Source organism: Prevotella sp. E13-27 (genome assembly GCF_023217965.1).
Taxonomy (GTDB): Bacteria; Bacteroidota; Bacteroidia; order Bacteroidales; family Bacteroidaceae; genus Prevotella.
In genome coordinates, this window is sequence record NZ_JALPSC010000002.1 from 1,137,265 (window position 1) to 1,159,010 (window position 21,746).

Below are 21,746 nucleotides of genomic sequence, written 5' to 3' on the forward strand. Positions count from 1 at the left end.
ACAACCGATGGGCACCCATACCCAATGTTGCTCTGGAGTACTATCCTAAGAAGGGACACATCACAGCAGGCGCATCGTTCGACATGCCTTGGTATCAGGACTACGATGCCCATAAGTATTTCCAGTTCCGCAACTACCAGTTGGAGGGTCGTTACTACTTCAAGTCATCGACTGGCGCTAATGGTGACAGACCAGCCTTCTCAGGACTGTATCTTTCTGCCTACGCCAATGCTGCCATCTTCGGCATTTGCTTCGATGCCAAACGCGGTTGGGTTGGTGAAGGTGGTGGCGGCGGCCTTGGTGCCGGCTATGTCATGCCACTGTCGCGCAATGGTCACTGGCGCCTCGAGTTCTCACTTCAGGCAGGTTACTTCTACTGTAAGTACGATCCCTACCAGTACGAGAACCCCATCAACACATCCTATCACGACAATCTCTACTACTACAAGTGGACGAATAAGCCCGAACTATTCAAGAAGCGCCAGTACCGCTGGAGCTGGTTTGGTCCTACTCGTGTCGGCATCACCCTGTCTTACGACCTGCTCTACCGTCGAGTGCAGAAGCGTGGCGTGAGCTTCATCAGCAAAGAAAGGAGGTACCACCCATGATTAAGCGGATTGAACAAATGGGTCAGAGAGTCCTCTTGGGTCTTATAGGGCTGATGGGCGTTCTGGGTATTGGCTTTACAGCCTGCACCCCTGAGCCACCGTTGCACCTCTACGATGCAGCACAGGCAACGATGGACCTGCCTCAGATTGACCTCGATCTCGATGTCTATTGGGACTACGAGATAGCCTTTGGTGTGGAATACGACTGGCGGGCAGAGTGGTATTACGGCTGGGACGAATATGACGTGGCTATGTTTGGTGAGATAGGTTACACAGAACCCTCCGCCTTCCAGATGCGCCGCTACTACACAGGTCAAACGCCATTTGCGCCCCACACCAGTGTTATCAGGGCCTATATCGAAGGCACCCACTTCCAGGGACTCTATGACTGGGGCTTCTGGGACGTGCTGCTTTGGAACGACATCAAGACGAAGGATGGTGTGCAGAGCATCATCATCGACGAATCTACGACCCTTGATTCCGTCTTTGCCTACACCAACCAGACCATGCATGCTTCTCGCTATAATGCTCCACGCTATACCCACGCGTTCAATATGCCTGAACCACTCTTTGCTGCCTACGAACAGGGCATCGACATCAATGAGAACCTTGAGGGTTTCGTCTTTAACGAGGAACGTGGCGCCTGGGTCAGGACGCTGAAGATGAAGCTGCTGCCCATCACCTATATCTACCTGCCGCAGGTCATCCTGCACAACAACAAAGGTCGTATCACCAGCATCGATGGTACTGCCGACCTCTCTGGCATGGCTCGCAGCACTAATGTCAATACACATGTGGCTGGCGAAGACGCTATCACGGTGTACTTCAATGCTAACCTGAAGAAGAACTGCAAGAAAGAAGGCGAACTGGTGGACATCATCGGTGGCCGACTGTTGACTTTCGGCATCTGTGGCAGCGAAGCGAACAAGATAACTCGAGCCTCTGAGGTGAACGACCAGCATCGCCACTATATGGACTTCACCATGCAGTTCAACAACGGTATCGACTCCACCTTCGTGTTCGACGTCACAGACCAGGTGCGCAAACGCTACAAGGGCGGCGTCATCACCGTAGAGCTTGATGTAGATACCGTCCCCATCCCCACCCGCTCTGGTGGTTCCGGCTTCGATGCCGTGGTCAAGGACTTCGAGGACGGTGGAACCCACGAATTCGAAATGTAACCTCGCACCCTCTCAATTAATCCTCGTGGCCATCGAGACCCCCGAGGACTTAGAAAAAAAGAAAACAAAACCAATTTTTTTAATTAACTTTTTTATTAACTTTTTAAACTTTTCAATTATGAAGACAAAGTATTTTTTCCTCGCAGGTTTGGCAACCATGATGTTCGCCAGCTGCGCCGATGATGCCTTCGTTGGTGACAACAGTCCAAATGCTCAGGATGTCGCTGATAATGGTGCCATCAAGTTCGGATTCAATCTACCGAACAGGACCCGTGCGGGTGAATTTGTAGGCGCTACTGCTGCTGAAAAGCTCGGTGGCATGTTCGTTGTAGAAGGAACCAAAGGTTCTGAACAGACAGAATCTCCTTCTACAACAGTTGTTTTCGACAACTATCTCGTTGGTTACACAGCCAATACAGCTGGCGAAACAAAGTCTAACACTCACAACTGGGAGTATGTTGGCAAACAGACTGGTATTACTAGTCGTATGACAGGTGAAACCTGGAATGCTCTCCATGATGGTGGTACCGACGCTAAGGTTCAGAGCATCAAGTACTGGGATTACAGCACTGATCAGTATGACTTCATCGCATGGTCAACAGGTACTTGTGAGGCTATTGCTACTGGAGATGCTGCAAGTGGTAAGGTGAAGGTAACTCGCATCAACAAAGGAACGACACTTGCATCAGATGGTTTTACTTTGACCGCAGCAAGTGCTGCAGACCTCTTGCAGTGCTACTATACTGACATAAATACCGTTCTGAAAGCAAATTATGGCCAGCCTGTAACCCTTACATTCAGAAATATGGCTGCTAAGGTTCGTGTTGCTCTCTATGAGACCGTTCCTGGCTATTCTGTTAAGAATGTACGATTCTATACATCAGATGCAAATCCTACTGCTCCTGAAGATCTCGCTTATGATAAAGAAACAGCAGCTACCCTCTTCACCATGGGTGGGGACAAGCTCCCACAGAGTGGTGCTGTAACTGTTATGTATCCTCACATCGGTACAACTCATCGTGATGCACCTTCTGGGCAGACTAAAGATTACAACAAGGCTAGCGTAACCGTTACTCCTGGTAGTGCAACTGCAACAACGCAGGAATTTGGTGCGTTCTCTAACCTTGCTGCTGCAGAGTTAAATGAGACAGCAGGCAACATCTACCTTGGCAGAAATCTTCCTGCTGCATCATTCGCAGGTGTTAAAGCAGATGATTATTACACTGCAGTTATCCCCAACACCAACGGCAAACCTCTGACTCTTCGTGTTAACTATACACTTGTTTCTACTGATGGTTCTAATGAGGAAATCAAGGTTTATGGTGCAAAGGCTGTAGTGCCTTCTACTTATACAGTATGGCAGCCTAACTACGCTTATACCTATATCTTCAAGATAAGCGACAACACCAATGGTTGGACAAGCACAACTAACACAGATCCCAAGGGTCTCTTCCCCATCACCTTTGATGCAGTTGTGACAAACTTCGTGGATGCCAATGCAGAGCAGACCACAGTAACTACTGTTGCTACTCCCTCTATCACAACTTATCAGCAGGGACATGACCATGCTGCAAAGGATGAGTACAGCAAATCTCAGACTGCTGGTGTATCAACTGATGTAAAGGATGTTTATGTTCAGGTGATGAACAACAGTGGTGCTACTCCATCTCTCGTAGCTGATTTGAATACTGCTGGAAAGTCACTCCTCTTCTTGGTAAGTAAGGATAATGCTTCTGAGGCAGAGGTAATGGACGCTCTCCAGAACCGTACAAATACTTGGGAGGCTACTGACCCAATTGGTCGCAATGGTATTACTCTTACGAAGGATGCTACTCATCTTAGCAATACTGAAACACAAATTGTTAATGGTGTTGACGATCAACCCATCACAAAGATTGCAGGTGTTGATATCTCTGCTGGTCAGGTTGCCAAGATTGATATTGATCAGTTGACTGCTAACAAAACATATGCTTATGTATATTGTACTACTATTCCTTCTGCAGATGAGAAGGTTTACCATGTTGCAGCCGATGCAACTAATGAATTATCAGTAAAAGACAAGTACTATGACGTTGATCCTTCTACCATAGTTGCTGAAACTTCTGATGATGATAAAGCTAAAGCTGGTAAGGTTTACTTCGTTAAGAATGTTGATGCAAATGGTGATTTTGTATCTTGGACCTTCAAGCAGACTAAGGTCGGTGATAGTGTAATAGGTCTTTTTGAGGCTCCTATTCCTGGAAGCAAGGCATCTACTTACACAGCAGGTCACTTCTACTTCGATGTTTACAACAAGAACAACGGTGCATACGCTGTGAAGGTAATTAAGGTGGTTGGCTAATCCTCTCAATAAGCTCGACACGGTTCGACTCCGTGTCGGGCTACTAAGTAAAAAACTAAGTAACAAACAAAACAATGAAAGAAAGGGCCGGTGCCCTCAAAGAGAACAAATAACAATATTTATTAATAACATTTTAAAACTTTACAATTATGAAAAAGAACTATCTATTAGCAACAGCACTCGCCATCATGACTATGGCCAGCTGCTCAGACAATGACTTCGTAGGTGACCAGAGGGCACTTAATGCGGAGAGTGAGGGAGCGATAAGCTTCAGCATGAATACTCCCGCAGTGACAAGAGCTGCAGATAAAACTGCTGGCGATGCCGCTGCAGATCTGAATAACCGCTTTGTCATTTGGGGTGAGAAGAATGAGGCAGGTACTGGAGCTGCTGCATCAGACGCAAATCTAGTATTCAAGAATTATAAGGTAGAATACACAGCTAATACTGCTTATAACACTACTTCCAATACCAAGAACTGGGAGTATGTGGGTTTAACACCTTACACTCAATTTACGCCCTACTTATCTACAACGCAGACTATTAAGTACTGGGACTACGCGGCAACGAAATATACATTTACTGCTGTGTCTGCCTTGGATGCTGATATCACTAACGGTAAGGTCGTGATTGCAAAGAACACAACAGGAGCATCATCCTCCGACTTCAACAAGGGTTATGAAATTGAGGTTAAAACAGGAGCTTCATTAGATGATATCTTCGTTGCAGATCGTAATGTGATTAATCAAGGAAATGGTAAAGACCGTACAGCAACGAATGCTTATGGTGGTAATGTTACTATGCGTTTCCGCAACTTTATGTCTAAAATTCGTTTTGGTATTTACGAGACTATACCAGGATATAAGGTGAAGATTACGAAGGTATATTACAATAGTTCGAACAGCACAACTAACTTTGGTGTTGATGGTAAGTTCTTAACAGTAGGAGATGGAAGCTCTACTCATACACAATTCACAGTTACTTATGAGGATCCCTCAAATAAGGCTGTTGTAAATGTGAAGAGTGAAACGACTCCTGCAAGCGGTACCTATTTTGAGACTGCAAAAGCTGATGGTAGCTTCCCCAAGACTACTGTCCCCTTCCTAAGTGCAACGGAGATTGGTTCTACGGCTCCAACAGCGACTTTTAACAAGTCTGTTCAGGAGACAGATGGAGGACCCATTAAGACTGGTGTATACACAACAATTCTTCCATTCACAAGTAATGACGCCAACATTAAGTTAAAGATAGATTTCCAGTTAATCTCTGAGGATACGGGTGAAACTATCGATATAGCAGAAAGAACTGCGGAAGTTCCTGCAGCATATTGTCAGTGGAAGAGCAACTATGCTTATACTTACATCTTTAAGATTAATGACGACAATCTCTATCCTATCACCTTCGACGCTGTTGAGGTTGTTGATGAGAACGGCACAGCTGAGTACATAACAACAGTTACCGAGCCGAGCATCACAACGTTTGGTGTGAAGGATAGCAAGTACTCTTCCGGCAAGAATGAGTATGTAACTGGTACAGATATCTATGCAACATTCGTGAAGGGTAGCGCTGTTCAGACTCCTTCGTTAACAGAAAGTACTAAGGCAAATTATGTACAGATTTATCAGGTATCAACAGCTGACGCCGTCAACTTCCCGATTACAGAGGCTTCTGTAGCTGAAAGACTGGCTGAAACACCTCTTGGATCAGCTAAGATAACCTGCACCAATGTTACCACATCTAGCGATGGAACATACTTCACGGATACAAAAGCACCTTCTGTTGAATCTTCTGTTCCTGCTGAGGATGGTACAACAAAGACCATTAAGGCTGTGAAGCTGCCAGGTGCTAAGACAAACACCTATGCTATCGAGTATATTACATACGATGCTGGTACGGTTCTCACCACTGAACAATCAAAGGTTGGCTATTATGCTGAGTCTGGCGGTGTTTATACTAAACAGGCTGATGGAAATGGTGATAATAGCACCAAGTACTACAAACAGATCAAGACCTACAAGATTATCAAGGTTGTAGCTGAGTAGCCCTAACCCTCTCTACCATAAACTCAGCGGGGTTCGACTCCCCGCTGGGTTACAAAGAAAAGAAAGAAAAAAACTGCGCACAACATGAGGCCGGGCCTTTGGGCGCAAAGAAAGAATAAATGACAAACAACTATCACGATAATAAGGCGATGGCTTTGGGCCTAATGAGCACAATGAGACTCATGGGGCTTAAGAGACTCATAGGACTTATGGGACTTATGAGCCTCACAGCCTGCTCTATCAGTAGCGATGAGGTGACTGAGATCCAGTCACAGACACCTGCTACGATGGAAGTAGCCATCAGCTTAAGTGGTAGCGAGAGTCAGGAAGATGCAGTCACCAGAGCTGCGGGCAAGCCGCTGCATGATGCAGGACCTACGCAGTTCACGGTATGGGGATACAAGGATATGAGATTTGTAGCTGACGTCTATGGCGACATGCAGACCGTGTTCCCCGGATACGCCGTAGATTGGCACGAAGGCAGCGCAGCCACAACAACAACGAACAGCAACGGATGGGAGTATATAAAGGCCGATCCAGAACAGACCATCAAGTACTGGGACTTCAGCGCCAAGGCGTATCGCTTCTTTGGGGTGACAGGAACCCCAAGTGGAGCTGAGGGAACCTATGGTGGCGTCGGGACCTATTGGACCTCTGGGTCTTATAAGACATATAAGCTAACCCTCAGCGCTGACGCGAGTGGTGTCGATAAAGCCACAATAGATGCAAACATCGCGGCTACCCCCTACTTCTCGCGACTGTGGTTCTCAACGGGAGACCCTGTAGCCTACCCTAATAAGAAGTTCGGAAAGCCGGTGACTCTGGAGTTCTTGAAGCCTCTCACGCGCGTGCGATACATATTTAAATACGCGTACCCGCGCGAGGGCATCAAACTGACGGATGCCAGCTTCAAGCCAACAGCAGATGTCGCTGCCGCAGAAGAGGAAAAAGTAAAGATAGCCCGTAAGGGCACCGTAACGGTTCACTACCCCAAAGACGGTACAGAGACCAAGGAGTGGTACACCACAGAGGTTGATGCAGATAAGTCAACCCGTCTAACAGACCTTACCGTGGACTACGACCCAGAGGACGACAGCAAGAACTACGTGACATTGTCGTCAGGCCTGATGACCAGCGATGGCTGGTACGTGTTGTTGCCAAACAATACGCAGGGCAGCTATACCCTGAGCGTCAAGGTAAATGGAGAAACAAAGACGGCTGTAGTGCCGCAACAATATATGCAGTGGCTGCCAGGCTACAGCTACACCTATATCTTCAAGATTACCGATGAAGGTGGCGTGGAGATTGGATGGGTAGAATATGCCGTGACATCGTGGACAGAACTGGAAGCGGACCGACCGGTGTACAACTGGTAAGTGAAGAGTGAAAAGTGAAGAGTGAAGAATCGGCTTCGCCGGTTTAAGTAAAATGAAGAGTGAACAGACCATAGTAAGCGAGCTGAGAAGGCTGATGGGACTCATGAGACCAATGGGGCTTATGGGACTCATAGGGCTTATGGGGCTTATGAGCCTTGTGGGCTGCTCGTCTGACGATGACGAGCTGAAGCCTCAGACACCGCAGGGAACGATTATCCCAGAGGTTGCCAGCTATGTTACCTGGTTTGAAGAGCTTCAGGGAACGAGTGGATCCAGTAGGACTGAGGGTTCTAGTAGGTCTAATGAGCCCATTAAACCCATCAAGACCATCAAGCCCAACAAAGTTTGGAGCGCCCCTTCAGGATTTGTGGACTACGAGGGTGGCAAACAGCCTATTGGTATTGCCTTTACACAGAACGACCAAGCGCCAAAGATGGGCAACTTCTTCTTTAGCAGCGGCAAGTGGCGCACGAGTGTGGAAGACATCCAAACGGCTACCTACTACCTCTATGGCTATATACCACACTTGCCCGCTATCCATTACACCCTTACGGATATTGACCCTGGTACAGGTGGCGCAAACGACAAATACAGCACAGGAGCTATCATGACGCTGGAGAACGTTCCATCTGTGATGTCCAGCGACCTGTGTGTAGCAATAGGTGCCAAGGAGGGAACTGACAAGGAGACTGTTGAGGGACTGCGCAGGGGTAGCTTCGCTTTCGCAGCAGAGCCAACAGCGAAAGATGCGCCAAGGAACTACGTCTTCCTGCTCTTCGACCACCTGTATGCTGCAATCCGCGTCAAGATGAGGGTACATGGCGACTATGCCACTATGCGCACCATTAAACTGAAGTCGCTACAGCTAAGTACGATGGCTGGCGAGACAATGAGTAAGGATCATAACACCATCACCATTACGCTGCAGGCCAACGATGGTAGTGCGAGTCCCATTCAGAGCATCACCTACGAGCAAACAGGCATGGAGATTGGCTCAGGCGACGAAGAAGGACTTGAGTTCTGGAAGTCAGAGGCTTCAGCTGGCCATGAGCTGACAACAAGCTACCAACCATTCATCGGATACTTCATGCCGAGTGGTATCACGACGATGATACTGACCAGCAAGTATGATGTCTATGACACGAAAGGCAACCTGATTCGCGAGGACTGCAAGGCTACTAACACAATGGTACTCAAGGACTTGCTGACAGAACAAAAGTTAACAGGACGAGGCAAAAGATATACCATAAATATGACCATCCATCCGACGTACTTGTATATGTTGTCGGAACCGGACTTGGACAACCCAACGGTGGTGGTTAATTGAGAATTTATAATTGAGAATTGACGATGAGACGATATATTACCATAATGTTAATTGTACTCCTGAGCACGATTGTAGCGCAGGGGCAGATTAGGATTGGCGGTAATGTGTATGGCGGTGGCAACCAGGCAATGGTGAAAGGCTCTACGAGCGTTACGGTGAAGGCTGGCGACATCGGCGCTGTACTTGACGCGCAGGCAACACGACCGCTTACTGACCCTAAGGGCAGAGTGTTTGGCGGTGCCCGTATGGCAAATGTGGGTGGAAACGCATTTGTGAACATTGATGGTAAGAACGCTACCGACTATATCCTTATTAATCAGGTATATGGCGGCAATGATATATCAGGACGCATTGGTACTGGAACTGTTCCCACGTTGCTGGAAGCTGTGCTGAAAGGTGCTGAGACCAAGGAGACCTATCCGAATAAGAACGCTATAGATAACACCTTCAACAGCTTTGTGCGCATCAGCACTAAGGTATTGATGGATAACGGAGACACAGTTAAATATTCTCAAGAAGAGGTAGATTTAGCTTCTACCGACCTTGATAATGCTGCTTACGGCAAGACACCTGGTGTAGATGCGAAGCCCGATCCTACAGCCAAGAAGATTTATATCGGACAGCTCTTCGGTGGCGGTAACGGTGACTTTAAATATCTGGATGAAAATGGAGACTCGCTAAGAGATAATGATGACTATGTCGTCAAGGAAGGTGACAGCATCATTGCAAGGAGTAAAGTTCCTTTCGTACTGCCCGAACTGAACAAGACATATCTTGAAATCAATGGTGGCTCTATTGTTTATGGCTATGGCGGCGGTAATAATGCCACGGTGAAGGAGGAAACGGTAATCCACTTCAACAACCCCAGTGCGGTGGTGAACCATATCTGGACCATTGCTGCTGGTGTGGAGGTTGCCGAAGGCACGACAGGTGCCATCGACCTGCTCACTAACGCCCGCTTCAAGGAGATGGGTATCAACACCACCTTCTCGCAACCCAGCAGTGGTGCCTATCAGGTAGGCCGCTTCTTTGGTGGTAACAACAAGGCTGAGATGCACATCCGTCCGACGTGGAACCTGCTGGCAGGTAAGGTGCGTAACCTCTATAGCGGTGGTAACCGTGGTGCTATGACCTCTCCGACGGGTCTGCTGCTTGAAATCAAGGACTACTCCAGCCTTATCGTTGATAACCTGTATGGCGGTTGCCGTATGGCAGACGTGAAGCCAACGGTGAACGGCGAATATTCGCCTTGTACGAACCTGCCAGGCTATAACTTCCCCAACGAACTGTCGGCACGTACGCTGGTACGTGGTGGATATGTGCATAATGTCTATGGCGGTAACGACGTGACGGGTACCGTCTATGGCGGTAATGCCGTAGGTATCTATACCAACGTCTATGGTAATGTGTATGGTGGTGGTAACGGTGCCTACCCATATACTGACTTGATCAGTGAGGACAATGAAACGTATGGTGAGACCTATGGAGATTTCCATTACAACGTTACTACGGGAAGATCAGTAGATGCACTGAATGCGTTCCGTCCGAATGCTGAGCAGGTGTCTATCCGATTGAAGGGTAAAGCTGCCAACGATCAAACCATCATCCACGGTTCTGTCTTCGTCGGTGGTAACTGTGCATCGCTGCATGTCAAGAAGAAGAATCCGTTGATAGAACTGAAGATGGGTTCACACGTCGTTGTTGATAATGTATATCTCGGCAACAATGGTGAGGGTATGATAGACACCGCATTCCTGAATAGATATGCCGATGATAACTACTCGACACTGAATTTGACTAATGCTGCGACCTTCGCTGAGTATATGGAAGGTGTCGCCATGACTCAACAGCCTCGCATCGTGTTTGACAACGTTGCCAACGGTGACCCTGATAACTATGTCGATTTCTCCAGTTACGTAGGTTCCTTCTTCTGTGGCGGTAACGTAGGTAGTATGGCTATTCCTGGCAAGATGAGCATAACCATCGACAAAGGCCTGAATATCTATAATAAGTTCGTGGGTGGCTGTAACAATGCCGATATTACTGCTCAAGAAGGTCTGAATGCTTTCTACGAAGGCGGTATCATAGGCTCTAAAGATGAACGTGGAGATATTGTTGAAAATACAAACTATTATACCGACGACGGAACGGAATCAGGCAATATCAAAGACCGTCTGGAGATTAATTTCCAGAACATGGTTATCATGCCTCTGCGATGGAATGAGACATTTGAAAATGTATTTACTAAGAATGGTAACGTTGCTACTAAACTTACGGCAGGAAAGGAATATTATCATACGGATTTGCGCTCAACCAAGTTCGTTGCTGATGGTACGGAGACGGCAGATGCAACTCACACATACTATGAGCTGACGAAAATTGGTAATGCCCTTGAGTGGAATACGGCAAAATGGTCTATTCCGGAAGATAACTTCATCAGAGTAGCAAACGGTTCTTCTGTGGATGAAGACACCCGTCTGATAGAAGGTAATGTCTATGGTGGTTGTTACAACAGTGGTCACGTCAACGGTAACATCGTCCTCAATATTAACGAAGATGTATTGAAGAGGGAAGATATCTTCGGTACGGGAACGAGCGAATTGTTTGGTCATGAGAAATCTCATGTGAAATTCGATGACCAGCGCGACGACGTGATGGCTGTAGCCCTGTCAGTGTTCAGTGCCGGACATGGTGAGAAGACAGAGGTATGGGGTAGCACTACTGCAAACCTCAACAAGGGCTACACCTTACAGATATTCGGAGGTGGCGAGCAGGGTGTTGTCGGTAAGAGACTGCATGCCGAAAATGGTACACCTATTGTGGATGGTGAGGGCAACTATAGTTATGAGTTCGACCCGAGATATAGCACCACGGTAAACCTGAAAGGTATTACAACGGTAAACTCTAAAGATGAAAAAGTAGAGAATCTGGCAGAAGCAGAATATCTGTATGGTGGTGGTAACGAGGGTGACGTCTGTGGCAATACGCTTGTCAACCTGGGTAACGGACGTATCTACGATGCCTTCGGTGGTGCCAGTGATGCAGATATTCTGGGACATGCCGAGGTGTATATCGGTCGTCAGCCCACCAATACCGGTGGCTATAATGACGCCTTCCCATTTATCAGGGATATCGTCTATGGTGGTAACGACTTCGGTGGCGAAATCTCGGGTGAGTATGAGGATGGCTATAACTTCACACAGCGCGTAAAGAACTATGCTACTGACAAGGCACAGATACACGGTTACAAGGACGATGAGATACCTGAAGTGCTGAAGTCCTCAACGTATGTGGAGTACCTGCAGGGTAGGGTGGATACCATCTTCGGTGGTGGCTACGGCTCTTATAACTATAATAATACTGCTCTCTATGGCACTGATGCTGCCATGCCTAAGCAGCACAGCTCGTTTGTAAATGTCCGTCCGAAGGATCATGCACATAACGCCTTGAAGGCCGTCTTTGGCGGTGGAACCGGTTATCCTGGAAACAGAGACGATGACAAGGCACAGGATTGCAGCTATGTGCTTATCGACATCCCTGATGGAGATTCGAAATTCAAGGCTATGGAGGTCTTCGGAGCTGGTAGCTATAATGGTCTGGGCATGCGCCAAGAGAAGACAAAGACCTTTGCTCCCGGCTTTGATCGCGACAGTATCTCGTCCATTATCGATCTGCTCCATGGGCAGATAGCAGCTGCCTACGGAGGCAGCTACAACGAGGGTGTGACAGCACGTACCGTGGTGAATGTGCCCGCGGAATCGACCATCAAGATCAATAATATCTTCGGTGGTGCTTACGGTACCCAGATTCTGCCTCCTTGCGATGTCATTCAGGCCATCGTGAACTATAATAACACGAGCGAGAAGGCAAGCGTCAGCAAGATCTATGGTGGTAACAACAACGAGCGTCGTTCCCTCTTCACTCAGGTGAACATCTCGTCGCCCGTATGGTCGGACAAGTCGAAGGGCTATCTGGCCACCGTCTATGGTGCTGGCCACGGTATCGACACTTGGTCGGAACACACGCTGGTGAACTTGAACAAAGGTGCCAAGGTCTATGAGGTCTATGGCGGCGGCGAGATGGGACATGTGCTGAATGCCGAGAGTATTCAGAAGTACATGCAACTCTACAAGGACAAACCATCAGCGCAGATTTCCAAGCAAGATACTAAATGGAGAGACCCAGCCAGATGGGATGGAGAAGTGGGTAAAGGTACCATTAAAACAACAAAACTACACGAGGGCGACACGAAGACCATCAAGGAAGAATGGGATGAAGACTGGAAGGATGCTTGGAAACTGGGCAACTACTACGAACCGAATGCTGAGTTTAATAACTATTTCGAGGCCTTCGCAGGTTTAAGAAACACCTCTCTGGTCTATCATGCTGATATCGATGACAGAAATTTCTCGGCCTTCTCGGACGATGAAAAGGCTAAGCGCCAATTCATTTATAGCACCAATGTCATCATCAACGAAGGCGCTGAGGTGGTGAACTATGCCTACGGTGGCGGTTATGGTTCGTCCGACGAGGAACGCAGCGGTGATGTCTATGGCCACACCTATATTGCCTTGCTCGGTGGTACGGTGAAGAAGGATATCTATGCTGCCGGTACGGCAGGTGCCGTCAACGACGTCTTCCATGTGGGTCGCTACAATGGTGATTCCGAAAGTAAAAATTACAATCCCTATGGCTTCACCGCCAGTGCCACGGCTTATATCAAGGGTGGTACCTGTCGTAACGTCTATGGCGGTGGCTGGGAAGGTAATGTGGGACATCACACAGGTGGCATCAGCGCTAGTCCTGCCAGCGATGTTCCTGCAGAGACCCACGTGGTGATTGGCGACCTGGCCGGTAGCTCCTTTGTCAATGGTATCCCTGCTGTGCAACGCAACGTCTATGGCGGTGGTGAGGGTGGTGCCGTGTTCGGTACAGCCTATCTGACCATGAACAATGGCTATGTGGGTTATCAGTATAATTCAACAGGTAGCGACGATGCAACGACCAAGGACTTTGACGAGCACTATGAGGAGAAGATAGAAGACGACACCAAGGAGACTCCTAACACGCTGCTGACGGATGCGGGCTGTTTGTTTGGTGGTGGATATATCGACAACAGTACCGTCGACAAGACGTATGTGACCATCAATGGCGGAAACGTACGTAACAGCGTATTCGGTGGTGGTGAGATTGCTGCCATCGGACGTGGTGACATGAATGAGAAGACCGGTGGCACTGATTATGAGCTGAAGGGTATCTATCGTCCTGGTAAGACAAACGTCAAGATGTATAGCGGCCACGTACACCGCAATGTGTATGGTGGCGGTCGTGGTTATGACAACCTGAACAGACACGGTTCACTGCATAGTGACGGTTACATCTTCGGTCAGACCGAAGTAAGTATACACGGTGGTGAAATCGGTACAGTGTCCGGTGTGGCCGACGGTGACGGTAACGTCTTTGGCGGTGGCGATGTCGGCTTTGTATATAGTGCCTATGAGAAAGCTGACGGCTCCTTCGGCAAGGGTGTGAAGGAAGGTGTACGCTACGACGGTCTGTACCAAGGCTACTATTATAAATATGAGAATGGGGCCTATGTAACGGAAAATATTTATTATACAGCTGAAGAGGCTGAGGCCTATAATACGGAACACTCTTTAAATGAGGGTGATGAAGGCTTTAAGACAACATCGGATGTAAAAAAGACCGAGCGCCAATTCACCGAGGACTGCAAGGTGCTTGTAGAACCCCAGTGTAAGGTGATTTCTGCCTTGGATATCGATGGCACAACATTCTCCGTTGGTAAATATGTGCCTATTGAGAAACTGAACAAGCTGGAGAATAAGAATACAGATAAGGCAAAATGGGATTGTTTAGACCAGACGGGTATCATCATCCATAATGCCGTGTTTGCCGGTGGTAATGCCAATTCCGGTTCTATGACGTCGGGTGCCAATACCAACACGGTGTTTGGTAATGCCACCGCCTCTATCAACGATGTGTTCCATCGCGACATGATTACGCTGGGCACGCGTCATACGGGTGGTCTCTATGGCGATGGTAACCTGACGCTGGTTGATGGCTACCGTGAACTGAATATCACCAACTACGGCACCGACTACTACTCGATTGCCAAGGAAATCGACATCAATACATACCATAATCTGCCTGATCGTGAGGCAGCCTACTACGAGTTGAACTACACCTGTATGGCGGAGTGTCAGGACAAGAACAATACCGTTTATCATCCTGCCAATCCCAGTGTTCCCAGCTCAAAGGCAGCAACTATCACGGCTGACGACATGCTGGATTTGTTCCTCGTATATGACGAAGTAAATAAGGAATACAAATCATTTGAATATGGAGGGAAGGCAGTCCTCCAGTGGAACACACCCCAAGAGAGATGGGAGCCTAATCCAGATGCTGGCTATTGGGTAGAGAGTGGTGTGCTGCCAGTCTATGCCGGTCGTCTGATGAACTCTATCCAGCGTGCTGACTTCTGTGGTGTCTTCGGCAGCCGAATGGTGATGCAGGGTGCTCAGGACCGTGTGCCTGAGGAGGTCGACTACACCAACTACACCGTTAACCGTGTACGTGAGGTATCGTTGAACAAGAATTACTCTGTTATTACGTCAGATTTGACGTTGAAGGAAGGGGCAACGCCTGCTGCAAAAGTAGAAGACCAAAATATCGATGATTTTGCTAATCCCAACAAAGCCATTCACGGCAATTATTTCGGTATCTACAATGTGGTGAACTACCTGGGTGCGTTGACCAGTGACGTGCATTTCAGCGATGTGCGTAAGACCGACAATGACAGCAATGACGAATTGTATAAGAAAGCTATTGATGGTGGTGCATACGGCACGGCAACCTTCTACGACTGGAAGAAGGAGAACATCAAGAACAAGACCCGTAACAACGGTACCAGCCATAATAAGGTAGCGCTGGCTTCGGGTGTGTATCTGGAAATCACCACAGAAAAGAGCACTGGCACCGATTTGCATGAGAAGGATTGGGGTCCCATCACCGGTGTCGTGGAACTCGACCTCATCAACGTCTCTCCGGGTATCGGTGGTGGCTTCGTCTATGCGAAGAACGTACATGGCATACCTAGCCTAAGTGGTGCTAAGAATACCACGCTGACAGCCCTGAACCAAGATGCCGTTACCCAGTGGGACTACACGTATGATACAACAGACGATGCCGACCACCAGAAGGAGTGGGAGAGCTCGGGTAACTTCGTACATAGTACACAGACCATTATCGACGACTGCTACAATGTCAGCAACAGATACTATGGCACAGACAAGATGCCGGCCCACTTCTGGTATATCAAGGGTTCTACGTATGTCTACGACCAGTATATCTCAGCTTACACCGGTCAGTCGAACGCCTTTAGTGAAGTCGTTGATATCCCGTTGACCATTGCTGCTGCCTCACATGGTAAGATGAAGTTGCTGAACGTGATGCCTAACCGCTATGCTTACTACGCAAAGCCGGGCGTAGAATTGGGCGATGGCAAGAAGATGATTGTCAATGGCAAGACATACTACAAGAACGACCCCATCAGTTATTGGGATTGGTATCTGTTGAGCAACTATGAAAAGGATTTGTTCGTGCAGAAGACCTATACGAACTGCATTACCTGTAAGATTGACGGCACAGAATATGCCGCCGGCACCTATGTCATGACCGACACAGAGTTTGCCACTTACAAGATCACGCCCCCTGAAGGAAAGACAAAACATGAATATACCGATGCTGATAACCAGCCCATCAAGGATGCTGATGACAAGGTAGTTGGTGACGATTATATCTTCCGTGAGTCGAACAACGTCAGCCACGACAAGGGTTATATCCTGACCTATGAGGTGAACAACCCCAGCCAGTGGGACAACTGGTACACACCGAAGTCAGATGCTACGGCTGGTGGCAAGATTACCCTTGCTGCATACAATGCAATCGAAACTGCTTCAGACAAGGCTAAATATGAGGATGGTCCTACCTATCGTCTGAATACATCAGATGGTGCGGTACTCGGACAGAGCGAATACAAGTATGGCGACCTCATCCCAGAGGACATCTACACTACCTACGAAGGTATTAAGAGCCATGTAACCGCATCGAATGGCACACAGGCAACCTTCGTGAAGGCGTATATCGTGAAGAATAAGATTACCGTAACCGAGGGTGTTCACGAGACATACTATAATCCGGGTACTGCGGTGTCTGCTACCTTTGCTGGTTCTCACAGCACCGACTGCGAAGAGGCCTATATCTGCACCAAGTCCATCGAGCTCACAAAGGAGAAGGTCATCTATAAAGGCTCGAAGATGAAGAAGTCGGAGGCAGAAGACTATGTCACGGATGTCAACGGTAAAATGAACACCATAAAGACAGGTGCGAGTGACATGACTACAGAAGCTATCAAGGCTTTAGCAACCACAGGTGAAGGTGCTATCACTGCCGAGAAGAAGAAGGAACTGATAAGTCTGGCTACCTTGCGTGACGACCTTAAGAACTGTCTTGTCCAGGCTTACTTATGTACCAGTGAACCAACTGTTGATTCGGAAGGGGATCCTGTCCATTATTACTATGGTGGTAACTACTATGAGAGTGGTTGTAACTACCGTGCTCTGGAGGCTTGGAGTTCGATGTCGGCAACTGATCGTGCGAAGTTCGACTTCAACTACGACGTCCTCGACCTGCTCATCGATAAGAACTATACCACCGCAGCAAGTGGTGCTAAATCCGAAGGTCATAAGTACCAGTACGACTCTGCTGATGGCAACTTGGAAGGTGCCACCGCTAACAAGGCCCATTACTCGCTTGAGACGTCTGTGGACTACACGGCAGAATACAATAGCGCCAGCCCTTCGTCGACCTTGACAAACTCTGTTACTGTTAAGCATTCCAACGGAACGACACAAAGTGGTGTGACTGAATTGACAAAGGGCGATGAACTCAGCCGCGAAGAATTTGAGGGCAAGCTAGTCAACGAACAGCGCCACTACTCTACCATCGCGGTGAAAGAAGCAGGCACATACTATGTGGTGAACACGCCATTCCAGATTGGTAGTACACCTTATGCCATCGGTGAAACGATTAGCAGTGAGACCTACACCAGTCTGACCACAACAGAACAGGGTTATGTCACCCGTCTCACGTTTGGAGAAAGCGATAAGAACACGAATTTCTACTATTGTCGCGAGGCCTATACTATAACAACTGGAAATAAGGTGAAGAGTATCAAGGGTACCTACAACAACGAATATGCTAATGGTGCTACCGTTCCTATCGGAGCCATTATCGCTGCGGATAATAGTGGAGACTTTATAGGTTATACCAAGTTGGTAAACGAGCAGAAGAACTTCACCATCCATGGTATCTCGCCGAAGGAGACCTCGACGCTGTACGTCAGCCGCGAGAGCAATATCTACGACCTGTCGAAGGAGAAGATCATCACCGTCATCTACCAGTACGACTATGACGAGACCGATACGCAGGGTAATGTGACACCTGTCAGCGAGCGCCATGTGCTGAATATCCACCTGACGTTCAAGAGCGGTGTACCTACCATAGAGAATATTACCCCGCCGGAGATTATCCTGCCAGGTGACCGCGTTAGCCTGCGTCAGCCGACTGTCACACCGGGGGCCTACGAGGTAACAGGTGGTGGCTGGGAACTCTTTGCTACGCAACGTGATGCCGAAAGCCATACCAACGGTGTGGATTACAATCCGGACTTCAATCAACTCTATTGGTATCAAGACAACTACTATGTGGCCTACTACGCTAAGAGCTATCTGGGTCGCACGTACTCGAATGCCGTACCTGTTAGCGTGGCTAACTACCACGACCTGAAGAAGGTGATGGATGATGCTGAGCACCACTATTACATTGACCATATGAACGTGCAGCGCGACTCGAAGATATACATCAACGACTACAGCAAGAGTGACCAGAACGGCCTCGACCTGTTCAAGAACCTGTATGACCTGAGTTTGCTGAAGACTCCTGCAGAATCGGGTGCTCTTACTGGTCATGCACTGTTAAATGAGAAGGTGAAGGGTGGTAAAGACCTGGAATTCTTCATGCGCACAGATATAGACCATAGCAGTAGTTCATGGACACCTATCGGCTCTGAAGATAATCCTGAGACACCAGAGGTTAATGAAGAACAGTGCTTCGAGGGAACGCTCCATGGCGATGGCCATACCATCAGTGGTCTTGACAACTCACTGTTCAAGAACCTCTGTGGTAATGTCTATAACCTCGGTGTTACCGGTTCGTTCAATACGGCCGGTGTGGTTGATATGGGTACTGGATATGTGGAGAGTACTTGGGTGAATACGACAGGTACACCAGATGGAAGTGTACGTGCAGTATTCGGCAATCCTTCTGCAGGAAGTGGTTACAAGCAGGTTGTCAACAGCTATTGTCAGACAGACAAGGGCTATAGCACTACCGATACTGATAATCACGGACTTGCTACCGCTAAGCCTGACCGTGCTTTCTACAACGGTGAGGTGGCCTATGACCTGAACAACTTCTACCTGTACAAGCGCTACAACGACCAGAAGGTGAATAGTGGGGTAGAGTATAAGTACTGGAAGGCTGGTGAAGCTGAGCCGCAAACGGCATATTATGCAGAAAATGCAGACCTCTGCTCGTCTGGCTACAATGGTATCAAGTATGTCGAGGACCGCTTTGCTGATGGTGACTATCGCTTCGCTGCAGGTGTTATCCCAGAGGACGAGGACGAGCGCTGCCATGAGAAGTCCATCACCGTGGAAGGTGTGCCTACTACGACGATTGACTTCTATCCCATCTGGCCTGACGACTATATCTTCTTCGGACAGAAGCTGACCTACGGCTGGGCTGCCGAGGCTCATCAGAACGTGCCGACTGCCGTTGCACGCAATGGTGGACGCCTGTCGACAGGCGATGATGCTAACCGCGTATATCGTGCTCCGGCATACTACCGTTCTATGGAAATGGGTATTGCTCACTTCAACCCTGCTGCCTACTTGGCACAGCAGGAGAAGCTAAGCGACGAACAGATAGAGGCTAACGAGAAGGCTGTGGCCGATAACCTTCCTGAGAAGGTTGTCACACCGCGTGATGCATATCCTAACATGACGGCTATCGACTTCAAGGGACACTATGATGGCAATGATGGAGCCTATACGGCTTACGGGGCTTATCATAAGGGTAATGAGGGTGGCCTGTTCTACACACCGCTCCTCGATGACGACGGTCTGTTGAGTATCGAGAACTGCGACGAGACACAGAACCTCGTGGTTTATGCTCCTGCATCAGATGTCAATGAAAAGACATACACTGTGCTGAACAGCTACTTCACAGAACCTGACTATAGCGAGCATTACGATAACTCTAAGGGCTATCGTCTCGTGACTGAGGCTTCTGCAGCAAGTGTTCATGGTCACCTCGTTCAGAGCAATAAGCAAACGACCAATGACCATCTGCTCGTAGATTATCAGGACTTCAATGCGCCAATAGCATATAAGCTCGGTGGTGATTATCGTATGTGGTACCAGCGCTTGCCTCTTGACAAGGAATATGTAGACCTCACGAAGGGTTGGCAGGGCATCAGCGTACCGTTTACTGCGGAACTGGTTACCACCGACCAGAAGGGTGAGATTACCCACTTCTACAATGATGGCGGTGAGAATTCGAAGGGTCATGAGTACTGGCTGCGTGAGTTCAATAGTATTGAAAAAAAGACCATAGATGAGACCACTGTGGCTTACGCAGACTTCCTCTACCCCACTGCTGCTGGTGAAGACAAGAACGTCACCAACACCTTCCTCTGGGATTACTATTATGAGAACACCGCTGTTCACGACCAGAAGGATAAGAATGCTGATGAGTATCAGGAGTATTATAGTAATTCTCGTACATACAACAGCTATCCGTTGCTGACAAAGGCTACGCCATATATCCTCGGTCTGCCAGGTTCTACCTACTACGAGTTCGACCTCAGTGGTAACTTCGAGGCCAAGAATACTGCTGTAAGCATTCCTAAGCTTGGTAAGCAGATTATCTCGTTCGTATCGCAGCCAGGTATCAGTATCGGTGTGAGCGATAACGAGATGACTGGCAAGATGATTACCTACGGCGACAATGACTACATCTTCAAGCCCAGCTATATGAACGAGAGCTTAGCCGTTGACGAAGGCAATTATGCCCTCAATGCCAATGGTGATAGCTACGACAAGGTGACTGGCTCGGCAAAGAGTGTCGGTGCGTTCCGTCCATACTTCACCAGTCAGGTACATCCAACCAGCAGCAGGAAGTACATGCCTGAGCGCATCGTCTTCAGCGGTGATCATCACGGTCTGGAGGAAGAGCCTCAATCTACGCTCGATGGCAGTCTCTCTATCTATGTGAAGAATCACAAGATTATCACTACGTCGCACCTCAAGGAGCCTGTAACCATCTGCATTAGGAATGTTAGTGGCATCGCAATTGCCAACTACGTGCTGCAGCCAGGCGAGACACAGGAGACACGCGTCAAGTACACTGGCGTTTACATCGTGAACAAAAAGAAGATAATAGTAAAATAAAAATAGTGCCCAGCGGTTCACCCGTTGAGATATAAAGAAGAAAACAAAATTAAAACAACATATAAAAAAGATATGACACAAGATATGACCGAAACGTTATTGAGTGAAAGAGATATAAACAGCAAAATAGCACAGGGGGTTAGCCTCGGTGCACTAAGGGAGAAGACAGCCTCTACCCATACTCTACCCATACTCATTGAGTATGCCTGGAGTATGCCTAGAGTATGGCTAGAAGCAGCCTAGAGTATGGCTAGAGTATGGCTGGAGTATGCCTAGAG

At 48.2% G+C, this 21,746-nt stretch carries 8 protein-coding genes; all 8 read left to right on the plus strand.

Annotated features, from left to right (window positions below):
• Positions 1 to 17 precede the first annotated feature (17 nt).
• The 8 genes from M1L52_RS13910 (at position 18) to M1L52_RS13945 (ending at position 21,711) form a co-directional block, all read left to right on the plus strand.
• Positions 18 to 608: a DUF3575 domain-containing protein gene (locus tag M1L52_RS13910; RefSeq protein WP_317231502.1), complete on the plus strand. Its 591-nt coding sequence runs from the start codon at positions 18 to 20 to the stop codon at positions 606 to 608.
• Between the two features lie 17 nt (positions 609 to 625).
• Entirely contained in the window at positions 626 to 1,789 is a 1,164-nt protein-coding gene (locus M1L52_RS13915) for a hypothetical protein (RefSeq protein ID WP_248615634.1), read from the plus strand.
• Between the two features lie 118 nt (positions 1,790 to 1,907).
• Positions 1,908 to 4,130 carry a hypothetical protein gene (locus tag M1L52_RS13920; protein ID WP_248615635.1) on the plus strand — a complete coding sequence of 741 codons (2,223 nt, stop codon included), beginning with the start codon at positions 1,908 to 1,910 and terminating at the stop codon, positions 4,128 to 4,130.
• A 149-nt stretch (positions 4,131 to 4,279) separates the two neighbouring features.
• Positions 4,280 to 6,172 carry a hypothetical protein gene (locus M1L52_RS13925; protein ID WP_248615636.1) on the plus strand — a complete coding sequence of 631 codons (1,893 nt, stop codon included), beginning with the start codon at positions 4,280 to 4,282 and terminating at the stop codon, positions 6,170 to 6,172.
• Between the two features lie 119 nt (positions 6,173 to 6,291).
• A complete protein-coding gene (locus M1L52_RS13930) occupies positions 6,292 to 7,548 on the plus strand; it encodes a hypothetical protein (RefSeq protein ID WP_248615637.1) in 1,257 nt (418 codons plus the stop codon).
• A gap of 52 nt (positions 7,549 to 7,600) precedes the next feature.
• Positions 7,601 to 8,875: a hypothetical protein gene (locus M1L52_RS13935; RefSeq protein WP_248615638.1), complete on the plus strand. Its 1,275-nt coding sequence runs from the start codon at positions 7,601 to 7,603 to the stop codon at positions 8,873 to 8,875.
• A 44-nt stretch (positions 8,876 to 8,919) separates the two neighbouring features.
• A complete protein-coding gene (locus M1L52_RS13940) occupies positions 8,920 to 21,468 on the plus strand; it encodes a hypothetical protein (protein WP_248615639.1) in 12,549 nt (4,182 codons plus the stop codon).
• A 24-nt stretch (positions 21,469 to 21,492) separates the two neighbouring features.
• Positions 21,493 to 21,711 carry a hypothetical protein gene (locus M1L52_RS13945; protein WP_248615640.1) on the plus strand — a complete coding sequence of 73 codons (219 nt, stop codon included), beginning with the start codon at positions 21,493 to 21,495 and terminating at the stop codon, positions 21,709 to 21,711.
• The last annotated feature ends 35 nt before the right edge of the window (positions 21,712 to 21,746 follow it).

What these genes read in the sequence shown, in the direction of transcription:
- M1L52_RS13915 (WP_248615634.1), top strand. Translation starts at nt 626, where the DNA reads ATGGGTCAGAGAGTCCTCTTGGGTCTTATAGGGCTGATGGGCGTTCTG.
- M1L52_RS13935 (WP_248615638.1), top strand. Translation starts at nt 7,601, where the DNA reads ATGAAGAGTGAACAGACCATAGTAAGCGAGCTGAGAAGGCTGATGGGA.
- M1L52_RS13940 (WP_248615639.1), top strand. Translation starts at nt 8,920, where the DNA reads ATGTTAATTGTACTCCTGAGCACGATTGTAGCGCAGGGGCAGATTAGG.
- M1L52_RS13925 (WP_248615636.1), top strand. Translation starts at nt 4,280, where the DNA reads ATGAAAAAGAACTATCTATTAGCAACAGCACTCGCCATCATGACTATG.
- M1L52_RS13930 (WP_248615637.1), top strand. Translation starts at nt 6,292, where the DNA reads ATGACAAACAACTATCACGATAATAAGGCGATGGCTTTGGGCCTAATG.
- M1L52_RS13920 (WP_248615635.1), top strand. Translation starts at nt 1,908, where the DNA reads ATGAAGACAAAGTATTTTTTCCTCGCAGGTTTGGCAACCATGATGTTC.